Below are 20,600 nucleotides of genomic sequence, written 5' to 3'. Positions count from 1 at the left end.
CGTGGCCCGCGACGACCGGAACCCCGGTCCGGACCTGCGTCTGAACCAGTACCTGGCCCGCGCCGGCTTCGGCTCCCGGCGCTCGGTGGAGGAGCTGATCCGGGCCGGGCGCGTGGCGATCGACGGCGAAACGGCGACCGACCTCGGTCGGCGGATCGTGCCCGGTCGCGAGGCCGTCACGGTCGACGGCCGGCCGGCGACCACCCCCGACGACCACCGGGTCTACGCCTTCCACAAGCCCCGCGACGTCGTGTCCACCCTCCGGAGCCAGGGCGGCCAGCCCGCCCTGCTGCCGTACCGCCGCCAGGCCGACCTGCCCGACCGCTTCATGCCCGTCGGGCGCCTTGACTCCGCGACCACGGGGTTGCTCCTTTGGACCGACGACGGCCGCCTGAACCAGGACCTCTGCCGTCCCGGCAGCGGGCTGTGGAAGGTGTACGAGGTCGAGGTCAACGGCGAGGTGACGGGCGCCATGAAGGGGCGCCTCACCCAGGGCAAGATCGAGCTGGACGGGCGCCCCTGCCGCCCCTGCCGCCTCGAGCCGCGACGGGACGGGACCACGCGGCAGTGGGTCATGGAGCTCCACGAGGGGCGCAAGCGGCAGATCCGCCGCATGTTCGCGGCGGTGGGGCTGAAGGTCGTGCACCTGCACCGCACGGCCGTCGGTCCGATCCGGCTCGGACTGCTGCGTCCCGGCGACTTCCGCCGTCTCGCACCCGACGAGGTGGCGGCCCTGCGCCGGGCCGTCGCGACCGCCACCGACCCATGAGCGGCCCGGCGGGGCGAAGGCGCCCCGCGTGACGGATGTGAAAGGGAGGAAACCATGAGCCCGAAGACCCTCGACTTCCAGTCCCTGCTGCGCCCCGGCATCCTCCGGACCCGTCCCTACAGCCCCGGCAAGCCCATCGAGGAAGTGCAGCGCGAGCTCGGACTCGATTCGGTGGTCAAGCTGGCCAGCAACGAGAATCCGGAAGGCCCCCTGCCGGCGGTGCTCGCCGCCATCGCCGACGCCGCGCGCGAGATCAACCGCTACCCCGACGCGGCCTGCTTCCGCCTGACCGCCCGCCTCGCCGACCATCTCGGCGTCGACCCCGCCGGCCTCATCTTCGGCAACGGCAGCAACGAGGTCATCGACATGCTCATCCGGGCTCTCGTCAGCCCGGGGGAGAACGTGGTCTACAGCGAGCACAGCTTCATCGTCTATGCCCTGACCACCCAGGTGCACTTCGAATGCGGCGTCGCGGTGCCCCTCGGGGCCGACGACCGCCACGACCTGCCCGCCATGGCCGCCGCGGTCGACGAGCGGACGAAGCTGGTCATCGTCTGCAACCCCAACAATCCGACGGGGACCTACAACACGGCGGCCGAACTGCGGGCGTTCCTCGCCGCCGTCCCCGACCACGTCATCGTGGCCCTGGACGAAGCTTACTACGAGTACGTCACCGCCGACGACTACCCCCGGACGGTGCCGATGCTGGCGGCCCATCCGAACCTTGTCATTCTGCGGACTTTCAGTAAAATCCATTCGCTGGCGGGCCTGCGGGTCGGCTACGGCGTGGGTCACCCCGACCTGGTCGGCGAACTCCACAAGACCCGCGAACCGTTCAACGTGAACATGCTCAGCCAGGCGGCCGCCATCGCCTGCCTCGACCACTGGGACGAGGTGGCCGGGCGCCGCGACCGCAACCGGGCCGAACTCGACCGCATGGTCGCCGGGCTCGAGGCCCTCGGCCTGCAGACGGTGCCGAGCCAGACGAATTTCGTGCTCGTGCGCGGCGACGTGAACGCCGGCGAGCTGGCCACGCGGTTGCTGCAGATGGGCGTCATCGTGCGGCCCATGCACGCCTTCGGCCTCGGGGACGGCGCCATGCGCATCAGCATCGGCCTGCCCGACGAGAACACGCGCTGCCTCGCGGCGCTCGAGGAGATCCTGGACCGATGACCGCGCCCCGACCCGAACCCCTCGTCCCGGACGCCGCCGGCGGCGGCACTCCCCTCGTGAGCCGCCGTCCCGGCCAGGACCGCACCATCGTTGCCGTGGGCGACGTCCGCTTCGGCGGCGAGAAGGTGGTCGTCATCGGCGGCCCGTGTGCCGTGGAGGCGCCGGACCAGATCACGGGCATCGCGACGGCCGTGGCCCGGGCCGGCGGCGCCATGCTGCGGGGCGGCGCCTGGAAGCCCCGCACGAGCCCCTACGCCTTCCAGGGCCTCGGCCGCGAGGGGCTCGAACTGCTCGCGGCCGCGCGCCGGGCGTCGGGACTGCCGTTCGTGACCGAGGTGCTCGACCCGCGCGATGTGGCCGTCGTCGCCGAGACAGCCGACATGCTGCAGATCGGCAGCCGTTCGGTGCAGAACTTCCCGCTGCTGCGCGAGGCCGGCGCCAGCGGCCGGCCCGTCCTGCTCAAGCGGGGCATGATGACCACCATCGCCGAGTGGCTGAACGCCGCCGAGTACGTGCTGTCCGCCGGCGGCCGCGATCTCGTGTTCTGCGAGCGGGGGATCCGGACCTTCGAACCGGCCCTGCGCAACACCCTGGACATCGGCTCGGTGGCCGTGCTGCGCGACCGGACCCACCTGCCGGTGATCGTCGACCCGAGCCACGCCGCGGGCGACCGGCGCTACGTGGCCGACCTGGCCCGGGCCGCCGTGGCCGCCGGGGCCGACGGCCTGCTCATCGAGACCCACGACGATCCCGACCGCGCCCTGAGCGATGCCGACCAGAGCCTGCGACCGGACGAGTTCGCCGAACTGGTCGCCTCGTGCCGCGCCGTGGCCCGCGCCGTCGGCCGGGACGTGTGAGATGACCGCCCACCGGCCCTCCGACCTGCCCGACGCCTCACCCGGCCTGCTGCCGGCCGATGCGGTCATCGCCATCGACGGCCCGGCGGGCAGCGGCAAATCGACCACGGCCCGCTTCCTCGCCGAGCGCTTCGGCCTGCTCTACATCGACACCGGCGCCATGTACCGGGCCCTGACCTGGGCCGCCGCCGCCGGGGGCGTGTCCCCCGACGACGCCGAGGGCCTGACCACCCTGCTCGCCGGCGCCGAGTTGACCCTGGCCCCGGCGCGGGGCGAGGTCGCCGTGCACTGGAACGGCTGCGACGTCTCGCGCGAGATCCGCACCCCGGCGGTGGAGGACCACGTGTCGGCGGTGGCGAGCCACCCGGCGGTGCGGGCCGAGATGGTGCGCCGGCAGCAGGCCATGGGCCGGCGCGGCGGCGTGGTCATGGAGGGCCGGGACATCGGCAGCGTCGTGTTCCCCCTGGCCACGGCGAAGATCTTCCTTTCGGCCTCCCTCGACGACCGCGTCGACCGGCGCCTCCGCCAGTACCGACAGCGCGGGGTGGAGGTCGACCGCGCGGAGCTGGCCCGCGACCTGGCCGAACGCGATCGGCGCGACTCCGAGCGGGAGACGAGCCCCCTGGCCATCAGCCCCGACGCCATCGTGGTCGACAGCAGCGGGCTCGGCCTCGAACAGCAGAACGAGACCTGCGCCCGGGCCTGCCTGGTCAATCCGGCCCTCGACGCCGAGCTCGACACCGACCTGGAGACCTCGTACCGCGCCCTGCCCAGCCACTACCGGTTGGCCTTCTTCGTCATGCGCGCCCTGGCCCGCTTCTACGGGCTGCAGGTCCGGGGCGGTCAGGAGGGGAAGGCCCTGCCGCGCGGCTGCATCATCGCCGTCAACCACATCAGCATGTGGGATCCGCCGCTGGTCGGATCGACCTTCCTGCGCCACCCGGTGCACACCCTGGCCAAGGAGGAGCTGTTCAGGTTCCCGCCGCTGGGGGCCATGTTCCGCATGCTCGACTCGATCCCCATCCGGCGCCGCGGCTACGACGCCCGGGCCTTCAAGGTGGCCATCTCCGCCCTGCGGAAGGGCGCCAACCTCGTCATCTTCCCGGAGGGGACGCGCCGGCCGATCGGCCATCCCGGTCCCGTCCGCAACGGCCTGGGCATCGCGGTCCAGGCCACGCGGGCGCCCGTCGTGCCCGTGTTCATCCGCGGCAGCTACGGACGCCGGCCGGGCGGGAGCCAGCTCTCGCCCCTGGAGGTCAGCTACGGGCCGCCCCTGCGCTGGCACGGCCTGGACGCCCTCCTGGAAACCACCGACAAGAAGGAAGTCAGCCGCATCATCGGGCGCCTCTGCGAGGGGGCCTTCCGCGAAATGCAGGCCCGCTCGTTCGATCGGTACCCCCAGACCGAGTTCGAACGGGAACTCGGCCAGCGGCAGCTCGCCCGGGTCGCCGCCCGCGATCGCCGCATCTTCGGACGTTAATTCCCTGCAAACAGGCGGGAAACACCGCTTCTGAGGGCGCGCGATCCTTGCCATGGCGCCCCGGACCCGCTATATTGGGCAGCTTGCCGGACCACCGGGTCCGGTGCATTCACATGTCACTAGGAGGCAACCTTTCATGTCCAACCCCCATTCCACCCCCGAAGACTCCTACCGGGAGCGGCCGGGTCGGTACTCCGACTCGCGCGGCCCTCGTCACCGCGACGACGACGATGACGACAGCCACGCCGCCGCCGAGGTGCTGCCCACGCCGGCCGCGCCGAAGCTGAGCACCTCGTACGACGAGGAGAGCATCGTCAACTTCGACTACCTCGAGGAGACGGGTTCGAGCGACGACCTGTCCCACGACGAGATGCTCGCCCTGATCAACCAGTACGAGGAGACCCTGACCGACATCCAGGAAGGTCAGATCCTCGAGGGCACCGTCATCGAGGTCCGCGAGAACGAGGTCCTGCTGAACATCGGCTTCAAGAGCGAGGGTGTGATCAACCTCGACGAATTCGGCGCCGCCCAGATCGCCGAGGGCGACACCTTCGACGTCTTCCTCGAGAAGCTCGAGAACCAGGACGGCCTGGTCGTGCTCTCGAAGGAGCGCGCCGACTTCCTCAAGGTGTGGGACAAGATCAAGCTGGCCCACGAGAACGGCGACGTCGTCACCGGCCTCGTCGACCGTCGCATCAAGGGTGGTCTGGTCGTGAAGCTGTGGGGCGTGGACACCTTCCTGCCCGGCAGCCAGGTGGCCCTGCGTCAGGTGCCGAACCTGGAGGACATGATCGGCGAGGAGATCCAGTGCCGGATCATCAAGAAGAACAAGCGGCGGCGCAACGTCGTCGTTTCCCGGCGGATCGTGCTGGAGCAGGAGCGCGAGGAGAAGAAGCGCACGCTCATCGGCGAGCTGGAGAAGGGCCAGGTCCGCATGGGCGTGGTCAAGAACATCACCGACTTCGGCGCCTTCGTCGACCTCGGCGGCATCGACGGCCTGCTGCACATCACCGACCTGAGCTGGGGCCGCGTCTCGCACCCGAGCGAGGTCGTGACCATCGGCCAGGAGATCGAGGTCAAGGTCCTCGACTTCGAGGAGCAGCGTGAGCGCATCAGCCTCGGCCTGAAGCAGCTGCAGTCGTACCCCTGGGACGACGTCGAGGCCAAGTACCCCGAGGAGAGCATCGTCCGCGGCCGCGTGGTGTCGATCACCAACTACGGCGCGTTCGTCGAGCTCGAGAAGGGCGTCGAGGGCCTGATCCACATCTCCGAGATGAGCTGGACGCGCCACATCAAGCACCCGTCGAAGGTCGTCAGCATCGGCGACGAGGTCGACGTGATGGTGCTGAAGATCGACAAGGAGAACGAGAAGATCAGCCTGGGCCTCAAGCAGTGCGAGAGCGACCCCTGGCTGACCCTGATCGAGCGCTACCCGGTGGGCTCGACCATCAAGGGCCACGTGCGCAACCTGACCGACTTCGGCGCCTTCGTCGAGGTCGAGGAGGGCATCGACGGCCTGGTGCACATCTCGGACATGAGCTGGACGCGCCGCGTGCGGCACCCCAAGGAGATCCTGAAGCGGGGCGACGAGGTCACCGTCCAGATCCTGGACATCGACACCAACAAGCGCCGCATCAGCCTGGGCATCAAGCAGCTGCAGGACAACCCCTGGCCGACCCTGGCCGAGGACTACCCGCTGGGCCACGACCTCGCGGGCACCGTCAGCCGCATGCTCGATCACGGCGTGATCGTGGAGATGGGCGACGACCTGGAGGGCTTCGTGCCCATCGGGCACCTGGGGATCCCCAAGCTGGACAAGCCCCAGTACTACTTCCGCGAGGGCGAGAAGGTCGACCTGAAGGTGATCAAGATGGACGTGGAGAACCGCCGCATCGTGCTCTCCATCGCCGAGCGCCTGAAGGACTTCGACGAGGCCCACACCGCGGAGTTCATCAGCGCCCATCCGCGCCTGGAGGACGTGGTCGCCGCCGACGAGGCCGCCGCGGCCGCCGGCGAGACGGGCGACGAGGGCATGGGCAAGGACGAAGCCGCGGAGATCATGGCCGAAGAGGCCGCCTCCATGGGTTCGGCCAACCCCGACGAGGACGACGAGTAGACATCCGGTCGGCGGTCCCCGGACCGCCGGACGGACATCCGTTCGGTCCGCCTGTGAGAGGGGCGGGGGTCACACCTCCGTCCCTCTGCTTTTGGTCCCGGTCGCCCGCGGCCCGAGTGCGAGGAAGCCATGGAACTGCACGAACTGCAACCCCTGACCAGCGCGCCCGCCGCCGGCACCGGCGGCGTGCCCCTGCGCGCCGCCTTCTGGACCCTCGGCTGCCGGCTCAACCAGTACGACACCGAGGGGCTGAAGAAGACCATGGCGGGCCTGTACGACATCGAGATCGTCGACTGGCACAGCCCGGCCCAGCTCTACGTCCTGAACAGCTGCACGGTGACGGCCAAGGCCGACCAGGAGTGCCGGCGCCTGGCCCGCCAGGTGAAGCGGCGCTTCCCGGCCAGCAAGGTCGTGGTCGTGGGCTGCTACGCCCAGACCCAGCCCGAGGCCCTGACGGCGATCCCCGAGATCGACGGCGTCGTGGGCAACACGGCCAAGGACGACGTGCAGATGTGGCTGCCCGAGGTGCTGGGCGACGACGTGCCGACCCTGAAGGTGGAGGAGTTCGCCGCCGATCCGGTCTTCGACTCGCCCCTGATCGACGAGTTCTCCGGCCGCAGCCGGGCCTTCGTCAAGATCCAGGACGGCTGCAACCTGCGCTGCACCTACTGCCTGATCTGGCGGGCCCGCGGGCCCGGCCGCAGCCGCAGCGTCGACGATGTGCTGGCCCAGTTGCGCGTGCTCGTGGACAAGGGCTACCCCGAGACCATCCTGGCCGGGATCCACCTCGGCGGCTACGGCCGCGACACGGACGCGCGTCTGCTGCTGCCCGACCTGCTCGACCGCTGCCTGGCCGAGCTGCCCGACCTGCGCATCCGCCTGAGCAGCATCCACCCCAACGAGGTGACGCCCCGGCTGCTCGACTTCTACCGCGACAACCCCCGCATGCGGCCCCACCTGCACATCAGCCTGCAGAGCGGCAGCAGCGGCGTCCTCAAGCGCATGAAGCGGCCCTACCGCGGGGACCGGGCGTGGGAGGCCATCCGCGCGGCGGCGGCGGTCCAGCCGCACTTCGGCCTGGGCGCCGACATCATCGTCGGTTTCCCGGGCGAGACCGACGCCGAGTTCGAGGAGACGCGGCGCATGATCGCCGAACTGCCCTTCAGCTACCTGCACGTGTTCCGCTTCTCGCCGCGGCCCGGCACCGCCGCCGCCGACATGCCGGACCAGGTGCACCCCGAGACCATCGCCGCCCGCAGCGAGATCCTGCGCCGCCTGGCGGACGCCAAGCAGGAGGAGTTCGCGCGCGCCCTGGTGGGCACCGTGCGCGAAGCGGTCGTCGAGGCCGAATCCGCCGTGCCCGGCTGGCGCGACGCCACCACCGACAACTACGTCACCGTTCGCGTGCCCGACGACGGCCGCCGCCCCGGCGCCCTGGTCGCGGTGCGCGCCACCGACTACCGGAACGGCCACCTGCACGCCGAGGTGGTCGACGAGCTGAACCCCCCGATGCGCCTGCCGGAGGTGGGCTGATGGCCACGTTCCAGGGCAACCTGCCCGACTTCACGACCGCGGCCGATGTCCCCGCCGGCGGCCGCAACGCCGCGGTGTACATCGAGACCTACGGCTGCCAGATGAACGTCTACGACTCCCAGGCCATCGACGGGCTGCTGCGGCGCGCCGGCTACACCCTGGTCGAACACGACCTGCAGGCCGACGTCATCCTGCTGAACACCTGCAGCGTGCGCGAACTGGCCGAGCACAAGATCATCTCGCGGGTGGGGGAGCTGCGTCACCGCCGGACCAGGGCCGACCTCCCCGAACCGATCATCGGCATCTGCGGCTGCATGGCCGAGCGCCTCGGGCCCGAGCTGCGCAAGGGGCCGCGCAAGGTCGATCTCGTGGTGGGGGTCGACAACTACGACACCCTGCCGGGCCTGCTCGGCGACCTGACCGGCGACCGGGGCGACGCCGCACCGGCCGGGCTTTCCCGGACGGTCACCGGCCACCGCAGCGACGCCCACTACGTGGCGCCCCCGAGCCTCTACCCGACCAACAACTCGCACCTGGTCACCATCCACAAGGGCTGCGACTACAAGTGCACCTACTGCATCGTGCCGGCCACCCGGGGCCCCCAGAGCGAGAAGTCCCCGGACGCGATCCTGGCCGAGATCACCGACATCGTGGCCGGCGGCGGCACCGAGGTGACCCTGCTCGGCCAGAATGTGACGGCCTACAACTGGCAGGGAGGTCTTGATTTCGCGGCCCTGCTTGAGAAAGTGGTCGAGATCAGCGGTCTCGAGCGGATCCGCTTCCTGACCGGGCACCCGCGGGACATGCACCGGCACACCATGGACGCCATCGGGCGCCTGGACAAGGTGTGCCCCTGGCTGCACGTGCCGGTGCAGGCGGGGGCCGACCGGGTGCTGCGCCGCATGAAGCGCCTCTACACGGCGGACGAATACCTCGCGATGGTGGCCTACGCCCGGAACGTCATCCCCGACGTGACGTTCTCCACGGACTTCATCGTGGGCTTCCCGGGAGAAACCGCGGCCGAGTTCGAGGCAACGCTTGAGATGGCCCGAAAGGTCCGCTACGATCAGGCCTTCTGCTTCAAGTACTCGGTGCGACCGGGGGTTCCGGCGGCCAAGCTGGACGACGACGTCGGCGCCGAGGAGAAGAAGCGGCGTCTGGCGGCCCTGCTGGCCGTCCAGGAAGAGGTCTGGCGCGGCATCGCCGACGGCTGCGTCGGCAGCGCGTGGGACGCGGTCGTCGAAGGTCCGGCCCGCCATCAGGAGGCGGCCGGCGACGGCCCCTCGTGGCGGCTGCGCACCGGGAACAACCGCAAGGTGATCCTGCACGGCGGCGCCTACGAGGTGGGGCAGACGGTGCCGGTGCGCATCACCGGCTGGAAGAACACGACCTTCCTGGGCGAGGCCCGGGACTGACACCTGCACCCGGCCGGCCTGGGCCGGCGACGAAAGAGGTCCGCTCGTGTGGCTGTTTAGAGGCTTCGTCTTCCTGATCCTCCTGTTCGCGCTGGTCTACTTCTTCGTCACCAACAGCGGCCAGTCGGTCGACATCAACCTGTTCGGGAAGTCCTTCCTGGGCATCTCCATCTACTGGGTCGTGGTGACGAGCTTCCTGCTCGGCTTCGCCACCAGCTTCGTGCTGGCCGCCCTGCGGGAGTTCCGCTTCCACCGCGAGATCGCCCGCCTGAAGCGCGACGGCGGGGCCAAGGACCGCGAGATCGCCGACCTGCGCACCCTGCCCCTGCGGCCCGACCAGCCCAGGAGCGCGGAGACGGAGGGTACGCCGCAGTGAGCGCCTTCCTCGCGACCGCCGTGCCCTGGCTCGTGGCCGCCGCCGTCGTCGGGGCGGCGGGCTGGGTGCTGTGGCGCAACTGGCAGGACCGCACGGCGCCGCCCGGCCGCGACTCCTACCTGCAGGCCCTCGAACTGTGGATCGAGGGCGAGCTCGACGAAGCGGCCAAGCTGCTGCACCGGGTCGTCCACGACGATCCCCACGCCGTGGAACCCTACCTCTACCTGGGCAACCTGCTGCGGCGCCGGGGCGACGCGGAACGGGCGGCGGTGCTGCACCGCGGCCTGACCGTGCGGCCCAATCTCGACCATGAGGTGAAGGTCTCCGCCGGGCTTTCCCTGGCCGAGGACCTCAACGCCCTCAAGCGCTGGGACGAGTCCGGCGAGGTGCTCGACACCCTGCTGCGCAGCGCCACCGGGCGCTCGCGCTACTGGCGCACCCGCTTCGCCCAGCGGCACGGCCAGGGCAACCTGCCCGAGGCCGCCCGCACCCTCAAGCACGCCCCACGGCACGTGCCGGAGCGCGACCGCGAGGGGTTCCGTCGCGCCTACGCCAGCTACCAGCTCGACCGGGCCCTGCGCCACGCCCTCGCCGGCGAGGCGGGCGAAGCGAAGGCGCGGCTGCGGGACGTCAAGGGGCTCGACGGCTCCGAGTCCCGCTCGGCCCTGGTGCAGGCGGTGCTGGCCGCCGTGGCCAACGACGCGGCCGGAGCGGTCACCGTGGCCTCCGAGCAGCTGCTGCACAACCCCACCGAACTCGGGGTCTTCCTGCCCCTGCTGGAAGAGGTCCTGCTGCGCTCGGGGCAGTACGCGCGGACGATCCCGATCCTCGAGCGGGCCTGCCAGGCCGAGGACGCCCCGGCCAGCCTGTGGGTCGACCTGGCCATGCTCTACGAGAAGCTCGACCAGCGCGAGAAGGCCCTGCGTCTGCTGGCCAGCAAGAAGGGACGCCCCAGCTTCACGCCCGACGCCGCGGCCCCGTACCTCAAGATGCTCATGGGGGAGGTGGGTGAAGCCGACGTCGCCCGCGTGTGGCGCATGCTCGCCGCTCCGGCGGCGGCCAACGCCTGGGTCTGCGACCGGTGCGACCGCCGCGACGAGCACGTGCGTTGGCACTGCCCGAAGTGCGGCGCCTTCGACTCCTACCAGCACCGGGCGGCCGACGTCGCCGTGCCCCGGTCGGGAGGATAGCGATGAGACCGCGGAACGCCGTCCCGCTGATCGTCCTGGCCCTCGCCGCCGCCCTCGGTGCGGCCCTGCCCACCCTGGCCGCCCTGACGACAGTCGCCGGTCTCTTCGAGGCCGGCCGCTACGACGAGGCCCGCAGCGCCCTGGACGCGGCGGGCGAGGGAGCCCGCCCCGGCGAGGACCTGCTCTGGCGGAGCCGCCTCGAAGCCGATCCGGACGCGGCCCTCGCCCTGCTGGCCTCGGTGCGCGACGACGGCGGCGTGCCCGCCGAGACGCGGCAGCGCGCCGCGCTCGAAGCGGCGGGAATCGAGGCCGGTCGCGGGCGCCACCGGGAAGCCCTGGAGATCCTGGCCCCGCTCCTCGGCGGCGACACCGGTGCCCTGCCCGGACTGGTGCACCTGCGCGCCGGCCTCTCGCTGCGCGCGCTCGGCCAGCTCCAGCAGGCCCGCGAAATGCTGGCCTCGGTGCGGCCCGGGGATCCCCAGTTCGTTCTCGCGCGCTTCTCCCTCGGCGACATCGCCCTCGAGCAGAACGATCCGTCGCTGGCCGAACGCTACTTCGCCGCCGCCGACAAGGCCGGCACGTCCGACGACGCGCGCCGCACCGCCGCCGGCCGCTGGCGGGCCCTGATGGCGGCCGGCGACGACAGGGCCGCCGCCGCCCTGGCCGATGCCCTGGCCGACGACGACCCGGGCAGCCTTTCGCTCCTGGAGATCCGCCGTCTGCGCCAGTTGGAGGAGGAGGAGCACGCGGCCAGGCGGGCGACCGACGAACCGGAACCCGTCGCCGCCCGATCGGTCGACCGCACCGGGCGCTACTCGCTGCAGCTCGGCGCCTTCAGCGACCGGGGCCTGGCCCTGGAATTCCAGCGGCGCTTCGCCGGTCAGCTGCCCGATCTGCGCATCGACAAGACCCGCGACGACCGTGGCCAGTTCCTCTACAAGGTGCGCACGGGCTACTACGTGAATCCGGCCCTGGCCCGCACCGACGCGGGCGAGATGCAGCGCCGACTGGGCATCGACGTCATGGTGGCCGAACTGACCGACGTGGTCGGCGGGACCGGGAACTGAGATCATGGGCGGCTCGTCCACAGGCGGCGCCAGAGCCGGCGGGGGCGCCGCCAAGGTCACGCCCATGCTCGCCCAGTACCTCGAGATCAAGAGCGAGCACCCCGACGCCCTGCTGCTCTTCCGCATGGGCGACTTCTACGAGACCTTCTTCGAGGACGCCCAGACCCTCGCCGAGGTGGCCGGCGTCACCCTGACCAGCCGCGACGCCAAGTCGGCCCATCCGGTGCCCCTGGCCGGTGTGCCCTACCACGCCCTGGACACCTACCTCGCCCGGCTCATCGAGGCCGGCCTCACCGTGGCCATCTGCGAGCAGGTCGAGGATCCCGCCACGGCCAAGGGGCTCGTCCGGCGCGAGGTGGTCGAGGTCATCAGCCCCGGCACGGCCACGGCGCCCGAACTGCTCAGCGGCAACAGCGGCCGCTACTGCCTGGCCTACGTGCCGCGGGAGGGCGGCTGGGACGGCTGGGCCCTGCTGGACGCCTCCACCGGCGACTTCCGCTGCGGGGCCGAGAACGTGTCGCTCGAGAGTCTCTGCCAGCGCCACCCCGTGCGCGAGGTCATCGTCGCCGAAGACACGTCGCCCGAGCGGGTGCAGGCCTGGCGCACCGCCCTGCCGGACGTCGTCGTCAACCAGGCCAACGCCGCCTGGTACCATCCCGGCTTCGCGCGCCAGACCCTGACCGACCACTTCGCCACGGCCAGCCTGTCCGCCTTCGGCCTGGAGGAGGCGAATCGCGAACCGGCCTGCACGGCGGCCGGCGCCATCCTGCGCTACCTCGCGACCCTCGGCAAGCGCCGTCCGGAGCAGGTCACGACCCTCCGCTTCAGTGCCCGCGGCGACCGCCTCGTGCTCGACGAGGAGACCCTGCGCAACCTCGAGATCTTCCGCTCGTTCCGCGGCGATCGCGGCCCGGGGACCCTGGTGCACCACGTGGACGCGACCCTGACGGCCATGGGCCGGCGCCTGCTCGAGATGCGACTGGCCGAGGCCATGACCGACCTGGACGAACTGGATGCCTGGCACGGGGGCGTCGCCGCCTGCCTGGCGGCGCGCACCTGGCGCGACGATCTGCGCGACCGGCTGCGCCGCGTGGGGGACATCGACCGCCTCGCCGCGCGCGCCGCCAACGGCCGCATCGGGCCGTCCGCCCTGCGCCAGTTCGGCGCCACCCTCGCCGCCGTCGACGGGATCCGCGGTCGGGCCGCGGCAGAGGGCGCGCCGGCGGGTCCGGTCGTCGCCTGGGCCGCCGATCTGCCCGACTTCGCCGCGCTCGCGGCCGACATCCTGGCCACGATTCCCGACGACGCCCCGGCCCACGTGCGCAAACCCGGCTTCATCGCCGCCGGCGTCGATGCCGAGCTCGACCGCTTCCGGGCCGTGAGCGCCGACAGCAAGGGCTTCCTGGCGGGACTGCAGGGGCGCGAGCGGGAGGCCACGGGCATCCCGACCCTGAAGGTGGGTTTCAACAAGGTGTTCGGCTACTACTTCGAGGTTACGAAGAAGCACGTGGACAAGGTCCCCGACCACTACGAGCAGAAGCAGACCCTGGTCAACGCCTGCCGCTACGTCACGGGCGAACTGAAGGAGGCCGAGAGCACCATCCTCGAGGCCGAAGAGGCCGCCACGCGCCTGGAGACCGCCCTCTTCGAGGCCCTGATCGGGCGCGTCACCGCCCGCCTGGCCGATCTGAACCTCGCCGCCCGGCTCGTGGCCGGCGTCGACCTGATGCTCGCCTTCGCCACCCTGGCCGAGCGCCACGGCTACTGCCGGCCGCACTGCGACGAGTCCCTCGAACTCGTCGTCAAGGGGGGACGCCACCCGGTGGTCGAGCAGCTCCTCACCTCCGACTTCATCCCCAACGACACGGTGCTCGGCCACGACGACAACCAGGTGCTGCTGCTGACGGGCCCGAACATGGGCGGCAAGAGCACGTACCTGCGCCAGGTCGCCCTGATCACGCTGCTCGCCCAGGCGGGCAGCTTCGTGCCGGCCCGCTCGGCCCGCATCGGTGTCGTCGACCGCATCTTCACCCGCGTGGGCGCCAGCGACAACCTGGCCCGGGGCGAGTCGACGTTCTACATGGAGATGAGCGAGACGGCGCACATCCTCCACCAGATGACCGGACGCAGCCTCGTCATCCTCGACGAGATCGGGCGCGGCACCTCGACCTACGACGGCCTGAGCCTGGCCTGGGCCATCACCGAGTTCCTCTCCGACCGGGACGGCCCGCGGCCGCGTTCGGTCTTCGCCACCCACTACCATGAACTGACCGATCTGGAGGGCGACCTGCCGGGCCTGGTGAACCTGCAGCTCGAGGTGAAGGAGTGGGAGGGCCGGATCATCTTCCTGCACTCGGTGGGCCGGGGCCGCAGCGACAAGAGCTACGGCATCCACGTGGCGCGCCTCGCGGGCCTGCCCGAGGGCGTGCTGCGCCGGGCCCAGACCATCCTCGACAGCCTCGATTCGGCCGATCGGCGCGACCACGACGCCCGCGTGGCCGGACCGCGCGGGGCCTCCCTCGCCGCCGACGCGGGTTCGCGCGGGCCGCGGGCCCAGCTCAGCCTCTTCAACGAATCGGAGCGCGACGCCCTGGACGCCCTCAAGGGCCTCGACCTCGAATCCATCAGCCCGATGGACGCCTTCATGTGGCTGGCCCGGATCAAGCGGGAACTTTCCGATTAATCCCTTGCGGCGGCGGCCGAAAACCGGAAGGAAGTCGAGGATTGGGCCCGTCCGGCGAGCTGGAGCGCCGGGCGCGCCCGCAGCGCCGCAACGCCCGCTCCGATGGGAACCATGGCAGACATCATCAAATGGCCGGTCGTTCTCGTGTGCCCCGGGGAAGAGGAGCTCTCCCTGCTGGCCGAGGTGTCGGCCCGTCGGGATGCCCGGCTGGTGGCGGTGGCCGACCGCACCGGCTCGTCCCTCGGCGCCGGCCTCGCGGAGATCATGGGCGTGCGGGTCGTGAAGGATCTCGCCGAACTCACGCCGGGCAGCGCCGCCTGGCTGGTGCACCCGCCCCGCAACGACGAGGTCGCCTTCTTCCTCGACGCCGCCGCCGAACACGGGCTCGAGACCATCGGCGCGCGCGAATTCGCCGCCCTGCTGAACGGGCCGCGCCTGGCGCCCGAGCCGGACCGTCGTCCGACCCCCGCCGGCGCCACCCTCGACAGCCTCGCCGAGGTCGTCACCACCGAGGACGAGCTGCTCGAGCGCGAGACCGCGGCCATCCACCGCACCCTCAGCCGCATCGAGGAGGCCCTCGACCGCGAGAGCCTGCTGCGTTGGCTGCTGGGCCTGGCCACCCGGGCCACCGGCGCCAGCTCCGGCTCGATCATGCTCTTCGACGACCGCTCCGAGGAGCTGTACGTGGCCTTCGCCTACGGCCTGAGCCAGCACACCATGCACACCACGCGCGTGCGGCTGGGCGAGGGAATCGCCGGCCGCGTGGCCCAGACCCGCAAGGCCGAGTTCATCGGCGACAACCGCCATCCGGGCGCCCGCCGCGACCGCTCGGCCATCAGCCAGGCCATCTGCGCCCCGATCCTCTGGAGCGGCCAGGTGCTCGGCGTGGTCAATGTCTCGACCGACGCCGGCGAGGCCGCCCTCGACCGCAAGGCCCTCGAGACGATCCAGAGCCTGACCCACCGCTTCGGCCTCATCCTGGACCGGTTCCTCAGCCTGCAGCTCGCCCGTGACAGCGAGCTCTTCCGGCGCATCGACCGCGACCTGCACCGGGACACGGGCCATCCCCAGTCGGTGGCCTCGACCCTGTGCGACTGGGCCCTCGACCTGCAGGACGTGGCCGGCGCCGAACTGGCGCGCCTGGAGGTGCTCACCAGCGACGGCGACCTCTTCTGGGCCGGACCGGAGGAGACGGGCTACGAGTCGCCGCCTCCCGCCCGCAAGGCGGAGGTGCTCAGTTCGGGACGTCCCGCGGTGCTGCGTCCCGGTGATCCGGACAGCCCCGCGGCGAGCCCGCTGACGATCTTCCACCTGCCGGTGGGGCGGGAACCCCTGCGCGCCCTGCTGACCCTCGGCTTCGCCAGCCCGGCGCGGGCGCACCAGTTCCACGCCGTCAGCGCCGAGATCATCTACCTCATCAACCGGCACCTGACGGGCTTCCTCGACCGCGCGGCCACGGCCGACCAGGTCGACCGCCTCACGACCCTGGCCGCCGCGCTCAGCGAGCTGGCCCGCAGCGCCGGCGCCGCGGGTTTCCGCGACCGCGTCCTGCAGGCGGCCTGCCGCCTGACGGGGGCCAGCCAGGCGCTGCTCCTGACCGGCAGCGACGACACCCTGCCCGGTGGCGACGGCGACGACGAGGACGACGACGCCCTGCGCCTCGAAGCGGTGCGACTGCTCACCGAGGCCGGTCGGGCCGGCTGGCAGACCACTGTGCTCGAGGTGGCCGGCGGCGCCCTGACCCGCTCGCTGCTGGTCGTGCCCCTGGACGACCGCAACCCGTTCCCGGGCCTGGTGCTGCTGGACAAGCGCCGGCTGCACCCCCTGGACGGCGCCGGATTCACCGAGTTCGACGCCCTGTTCGCCCGCCGCCTGCTGCCGCTGCTGCACGTGCCGGAGGAGAAGCGCCCCGCCATCAGCGAGGCCGACACCGAGGCCATCGTCGACCGTCTGGAACCCGCCGCGGCCCCGGCTTTGGCGGGTCTGACGCGCGACACGCTGGCCGGCATCCTGCAGCGGGAGATGGACCGCTGCGACCGCTACCACACCATGCTCGGCCTCGCCGCCTTCCGGCTCGAGAGCGACGCCGGTCTCGGCCCCGCCGACGTGGTCGCGATCATCGACCGCCGCCTGCGCAGCACCGACCACACGGGCTGCCTGCAGGACGGCACCATCCTGGTGATCGTTCCCGAGGACATCCAGTCCCTGGCCCGACTGCAGCACCGCGTGACCGAGGTGCTCCGGCAGGCCACCGGCCTGGCCGACCTGACCGTCCGCAGCGCGACCCGGGTCTATCCCGGGGGCGGGGAGACGCCCGAAGCGCTGATCGCCAACGTGCTCGACGCGCTGGCCGACTGATTCCCGCCCGCCAGGTCCACTTATCCCCGGAAATTCCCCCCGTCGCCGCGGCCGCGCGCCCAACCCCGGTTGACGCCTTCGGCCGCCCCGTTTAACCTTGGCTGCTCGGACAAATCGCCCCTCGCGCGGCCGGCTGGAGACCGGACCGCCGCCTCCCCAGGAAAGAGCCCGCAACGGAATGAAAGGCAACATGGCCCGCGAAGCCGCCCAAGGTCCCGGCCGACGTCCGCGTCGGATCCGGGTGCTGGACAACGCCACCATCGACCGCATCGCCGCCGGCGAGGTCATCGAACGGCCCGCCTCCATCGTCAAGGAGCTCGTGGAGAACGCCCTCGACGCCGGCGCCCGCAGCCTCACGATCACCATGGAGGACGGCGGCCTGACGAGCCTGACCATCGAGGACGACGGCCATGGCATCCCCTTCGCCGAACTGCCCTTGGCCTTCGAGCGGCACGCCACGAGCAAGATCGCCGCGGCGGCCGACATCATGCAGGTCGGCAGCTTCGGCTTCCGCGGCGAGGCCCTCGCCTCGATCGCCTCGGTCAGCCGCGTGCGCTGCGTCAGCCGCTGCGAGGACGAGGAGCTCGGCGGACTGATCGAGCTGGAGGGCGGCGAGCTGGTGCGGCGCGAACCGGCGCCCCGCAACCGCGGCACCACGATCACCGTCAGCGATCTCTTCTACAACACGCCCGCCCGCCGGAAATTCACGAAGACGGCCCAGGCCGAGAAGCGCGCCATCATGAAGCTGCTGACCCAGCTCGCCCTGGCCCACCAGGACGTGCGCTGGCTCGTGCGCTCGGGCCGGGACGTGGCCCTGGACCTGCGGCCGGCCACCAGCCTCACCGACCGCGTGCGCGACCTGCTCGGTGGCTCGGTCATGACCCACCTGGCCCGCTTCGAGCTGGAGAAGGGGGGCTTCAGCATCGGCGGTCTCGCCTCGCGCCCCACCTGGACCCGCGGCAACCGCGAGCAGCAGTTCCTCTTCATCAACCGACGGCCGGTGGAGAACCGCGCCCTGAGCCAGGCCATCGTGCAGGCCTACCGCGAGGTCGTGCCGGCCGGACGCTTCCCGGTCGTCATCGCCTTCCTGCAGGTGCCCGCCGGCGAGGTCGACGTGAACGTGCATCCGGCCAAGACCGAGGTCCGGCTGCTGCTCGAGCGCGAGATCTTCGGCATGCTCAAGAAGGCCCTCGCCGAGGGACTCAGCCTGCGCCGCGCCGACGACCTGCGGCCCTGGGACGGCCGCGGCGCCGCCGACGAAGACGAGCCCGACTCGCCGGCCCGGGTCGCCCAGGCCCAGGACGACTACCTGCGCCGCTACTTCCAGCGCGGCGCCTCGGCGGGCTACGAGTACAAGGGCGTGCCGCAGGGGCAGGGCGAACTCTTCGGCGCGGCGGCCCTGCGGCCGCGGGCGACGGGGGAGGACGGCGACGACCGCGTCTGGTCCGGTGCCAGCGAGCCGCCGCTCCACTCGGCGCCGTTCTGGCAGCTGCACCGCACCTACATCGTCACCCAGATCCGCGGCGGGCTCGTGCTCATCGACCAGCACAACAGCCACGAACGCATCCTCTACAACGAGGCCAAGAAGGCGGTCGAGGCCGAGGGCGGCTTCGGCGTCCCGACCCAGCAGCTGCTCTTCCCGGCCCACCTCGAGCTGACGCCGGGCCAGGTGCAGGCGTGGCAGGCCCATGCGGGGCAGCTCGCGTCCATGGGCTTCACCATCGAGCCTTTCGGCGGGCAGAGCATCCTGGTGCAGGGCATCCCGGCCAGCCTGAAGAACTGGAACGAGGGCCAGCTCCTGCTCGACATGCTCGACGACCTCGCCTGGGACGACCAGCCCAGCCGTGAGAACCAGGTCGACCTGCTGGCGAGCTACGCCTGCCACGGCGCCGTGCGGGCCGGCGAACCCCTGACCGTGCCCGAGATGCAGAACCTGGTCGACCAGCTCTTCGCCACCGACACGCCCCTCAGCTGTCCCCACGGACGTCCGACCCTGATCCAATTCTCCCTCGCCGAGTTGGAGAAGCGCTTCGGGCGCACGTGAGATGGGAGCGGCCGTGGCACCGGGAACCGCCTGCCCGGCCCTGGTCGGCCCCACCGCAGTGGGCAAGACGGCCCTGGTCACGGCCCTGGCCCGCCGCGTGCCCCTGGAGGTCATCAGCCTGGACAGCCGGCAGGTCTACCACGGCCTGCGCATCGGCACCGCCCAGCCGACGTCCGCCGAACGCGCCGTCTGCCCGCATCACCTGATCGACTTCCTCTCGCCCCGCGCGACCTACGACGCCCAGCGTTTCCGCGCCGACTTCGTCCGGGTCCACGGCGAGATCACCGCGCGCGGCGGCGTGCCGATCCTCGTGGGGGGCACCGGCCTCTACCTCACCGGCCTGCGCGAGGGCTTCATGACGATCCCCGGCCACAGCCCGGCGTCCCTGGCCGCGGTGCGCGCCGAACTCGAGCCCCTGCCCGCCGACGAGATCCGGCGCCGGCTCGCGGCGGCCGACCCGGCCTCCCACGCGCGCATCCACCCGAACGACCGCTACCGCAGCCAGCGGGCCCTGGAGATCTTCCTCGTCAGCGGCCGCACCATGACCGACCTGACCGCCTCCCAGGAGCCGGACCCGGCGCTCGGCCTGACCTTCCCCGCCTTCGTGCTGGCCCGCCCCGTGCCCGATCTCGACGCGCGCATCGCGGCCCGCACGGCGGCCATGCTCGGGTCCGGCTGGATCGAGGAAACGGAGGCCGCCCTGACCGCCCACGCCGACGACTCCCCGGGCCTGCAGACCATCGGCTACCGCGAGATCGTGGCCTGGAAGAGGGGAGAACTCGCCCGCGACGACCTCGCGCCCGCGATCGTCCTCGCCACCCGCCAGTACGCCAAACGGCAGCGCACCATGTTCCGTCATCTCGCCCGGGAGGGCACCTGGTCACCCGACGACCCGGCCCTGCTCGGGCGTCTCGTCGCCCGGCTCGGCGGGAGCACCTAGACCGGCCGCTGCGGTTCACCCGATCCGCTCCCCGCAAAGCCGACGGGGCGGCCGCCCGGCCGCCCCGTCGTTGCCGCTCCCGTCGGTTCTCAGAAGCGGTGCCGTGCCGGGTACTTGCTGCCGCCGCCGCCGTGCGGAACGGTTTCGCCCGGGGGCAGTCCGCCCGGCTCGTCGAAGCCCGAGTCTCCGAAGTCCTTGGCGTGGCACTTGTTGCAGAGCGAACGCTGGTTGGTGACGAAGGTGTACTCGTAGTACTTGTTGTCGACGTCCGACTGGACGAACCCGATGTCGGTGTCGGCGGGGTGGGAGTCGACCAGGAAGGTCTCGGCCATGTCCCAGCGGGCCGCGTCGCCGAACGCCGAGGCGTGGGCGCGGTGGCAGCTCAGGCACATGACTTCGTCGACGCCCGTGGGGCCCTGGGAGTAGTTCCCGGGGTCGACCAGGCCGAGGTCGGCATTGACGGCTTCGAACGGAACCAGGCCCATGTAGGCCGTGGCCGCGGTGCCGCCGGTCAGGTTGTCGCTGCTGACGTAGGCGTTGTAGGTGGCGGCGACGGTCGAACCCAGCTCACCGATCGGGTGCACGAAGTTCGTGGTGTT

15 protein-coding genes are annotated in these 20,600 nt (G+C 71.6%); 14 read left to right on the top strand and 1 reads right to left on the bottom strand.

Annotated elements, in window-relative coordinates; genetic code table 11:
• Nucleotide 1: 1 nt before the first annotated feature.
• From KDM41_05845 to miaA, 14 genes are all read left to right on the top strand, one after another.
• Nucleotides 2-769: an rRNA pseudouridine synthase gene (locus KDM41_05845; GenBank protein ID MCB1182936.1), complete on the top strand. Its 768-nt coding sequence runs from the start codon at nt 2-4 to the stop codon at nt 767-769.
• 54 nt (nt 770-823) lie between these two features.
• The gene (locus KDM41_05840; GenBank protein ID MCB1182935.1) at nt 824-1,942 is read left to right on the top strand and encodes a histidinol-phosphate transaminase; all 1,119 of its coding nucleotides are present in this window, start codon (nt 824-826) and stop codon (nt 1,940-1,942) included.
• Nucleotides 1,939-2,799 (top strand): 3-deoxy-7-phosphoheptulonate synthase, encoded by an 861-nt coding sequence (gene aroF / locus KDM41_05835; GenBank protein MCB1182934.1) that lies wholly within the window; start codon nt 1,939-1,941, stop codon nt 2,797-2,799. The genes KDM41_05840 and aroF overlap by 4 nt, the downstream gene beginning before the upstream one ends.
• 1 nt (nt 2,800) lies before the next feature.
• Nucleotides 2,801-4,279, top strand: a complete 1,479-nt coding sequence (locus KDM41_05830) for a (d)CMP kinase (protein MCB1182933.1) — start codon at nt 2,801-2,803, stop codon at nt 4,277-4,279.
• A gap of 136 nt (nt 4,280-4,415) precedes the next feature.
• Complete coding sequence (locus KDM41_05825) at nt 4,416-6,395, top strand: 30S ribosomal protein S1 (protein MCB1182932.1); 1,980 nt, start codon at nt 4,416-4,418, stop codon at nt 6,393-6,395.
• A 129-nt stretch (nt 6,396-6,524) separates the two neighbouring features.
• Nucleotides 6,525-7,928 (top strand): tRNA (N(6)-L-threonylcarbamoyladenosine(37)-C(2))-methylthiotransferase MtaB, encoded by a 1,404-nt coding sequence (mtaB, locus tag KDM41_05820; protein ID MCB1182931.1) that lies wholly within the window; start codon nt 6,525-6,527, stop codon nt 7,926-7,928.
• The gene (miaB, locus tag KDM41_05815) at nt 7,928-9,343 is read left to right on the top strand and encodes a tRNA (N6-isopentenyl adenosine(37)-C2)-methylthiotransferase MiaB (protein MCB1182930.1); all 1,416 of its coding nucleotides are present in this window, start codon (nt 7,928-7,930) and stop codon (nt 9,341-9,343) included. The genes mtaB and miaB overlap by 1 nt, the downstream gene beginning before the upstream one ends.
• A gap of 46 nt (nt 9,344-9,389) precedes the next feature.
• On the top strand, nt 9,390-9,719 hold the full coding sequence (locus KDM41_05810) for a LapA family protein (GenBank protein ID MCB1182929.1): 330 nt from the start codon (nt 9,390-9,392) through the stop codon (nt 9,717-9,719).
• On the top strand, nt 9,716-10,909 hold the full coding sequence (locus KDM41_05805; protein ID MCB1182928.1) for a hypothetical protein: 1,194 nt from the start codon (nt 9,716-9,718) through the stop codon (nt 10,907-10,909). The genes KDM41_05810 and KDM41_05805 overlap by 4 nt, the downstream gene beginning before the upstream one ends.
• Before the next feature lie 2 nt (nt 10,910-10,911).
• Nucleotides 10,912-11,976, top strand: a complete 1,065-nt coding sequence (locus tag KDM41_05800) for an SPOR domain-containing protein (GenBank protein ID MCB1182927.1) — start codon at nt 10,912-10,914, stop codon at nt 11,974-11,976.
• A 64-nt stretch (nt 11,977-12,040) separates the two neighbouring features.
• Nucleotides 12,041-14,659 (top strand): DNA mismatch repair protein MutS, encoded by a 2,619-nt coding sequence (gene mutS, locus KDM41_05795; GenBank protein MCB1182926.1) that lies wholly within the window; start codon nt 12,041-12,043, stop codon nt 14,657-14,659.
• A 111-nt stretch (nt 14,660-14,770) separates the two neighbouring features.
• On the top strand, nt 14,771-17,017 hold the full coding sequence (locus KDM41_05790; GenBank protein MCB1182925.1) for a GAF domain-containing protein: 2,247 nt from the start codon (nt 14,771-14,773) through the stop codon (nt 17,015-17,017).
• A gap of 190 nt (nt 17,018-17,207) precedes the next feature.
• Entirely contained in the window at nt 17,208-19,061 is a 1,854-nt protein-coding gene (gene mutL, locus KDM41_05785; protein MCB1182924.1) for a DNA mismatch repair endonuclease MutL, read from the top strand.
• Nucleotides 19,062-19,074: 13 nt separating this feature from the next.
• Nucleotides 19,075-20,001 (top strand): tRNA (adenosine(37)-N6)-dimethylallyltransferase MiaA, encoded by a 927-nt coding sequence (miaA, locus tag KDM41_05780; GenBank protein ID MCB1182923.1) that lies wholly within the window; start codon nt 19,075-19,077, stop codon nt 19,999-20,001.
• An 89-nt stretch (nt 20,002-20,090) separates the two neighbouring features.
• Here miaA and KDM41_05775 read toward each other — a convergent pair.
• Nucleotides 20,091-20,600, bottom strand: a 510-nt coding sequence (locus KDM41_05775) for a hypothetical protein (GenBank protein MCB1182922.1), incomplete at its 5' end; no start/stop codon positions are given.

The organism is bacterium, from assembly GCA_020440705.1.
Taxonomy (GTDB): Bacteria; Krumholzibacteriota; Krumholzibacteriia; order LZORAL124-64-63; family LZORAL124-64-63; genus JAGRNP01.
Note: the sequence above shows the minus strand (reverse complement) of the source record. Positions and strands in the feature narration are given on the sequence as shown.

What these genes read in the sequence shown, in the direction of transcription:
- KDM41_05825 (MCB1182932.1), top strand. Translation starts at nt 4,416, where the DNA reads ATGTCCAACCCCCATTCCACCCCCGAAGACTCCTACCGGGAGCGGCCG.
- KDM41_05830 (MCB1182933.1), top strand. Translation starts at nt 2,801, where the DNA reads ATGACCGCCCACCGGCCCTCCGACCTGCCCGACGCCTCACCCGGCCTG.
- KDM41_05840 (MCB1182935.1), top strand. Translation starts at nt 824, where the DNA reads ATGAGCCCGAAGACCCTCGACTTCCAGTCCCTGCTGCGCCCCGGCATC.
- KDM41_05790 (MCB1182925.1), top strand. Translation starts at nt 14,771, where the DNA reads ATGGCAGACATCATCAAATGGCCGGTCGTTCTCGTGTGCCCCGGGGAA.
- miaB (MCB1182930.1), top strand. Translation starts at nt 7,928, where the DNA reads ATGGCCACGTTCCAGGGCAACCTGCCCGACTTCACGACCGCGGCCGAT.
- mtaB (MCB1182931.1), top strand. Translation starts at nt 6,525, where the DNA reads ATGGAACTGCACGAACTGCAACCCCTGACCAGCGCGCCCGCCGCCGGC.
- mutL (MCB1182924.1), top strand. Translation starts at nt 17,208, where the DNA reads ATGGCCCGCGAAGCCGCCCAAGGTCCCGGCCGACGTCCGCGTCGGATC.
- aroF (MCB1182934.1), top strand. Translation starts at nt 1,939, where the DNA reads ATGACCGCGCCCCGACCCGAACCCCTCGTCCCGGACGCCGCCGGCGGC.
- KDM41_05800 (MCB1182927.1), top strand. Translation starts at nt 10,912, where the DNA reads ATGAGACCGCGGAACGCCGTCCCGCTGATCGTCCTGGCCCTCGCCGCC.
- mutS (MCB1182926.1), top strand. Translation starts at nt 12,041, where the DNA reads ATGCTCGCCCAGTACCTCGAGATCAAGAGCGAGCACCCCGACGCCCTG.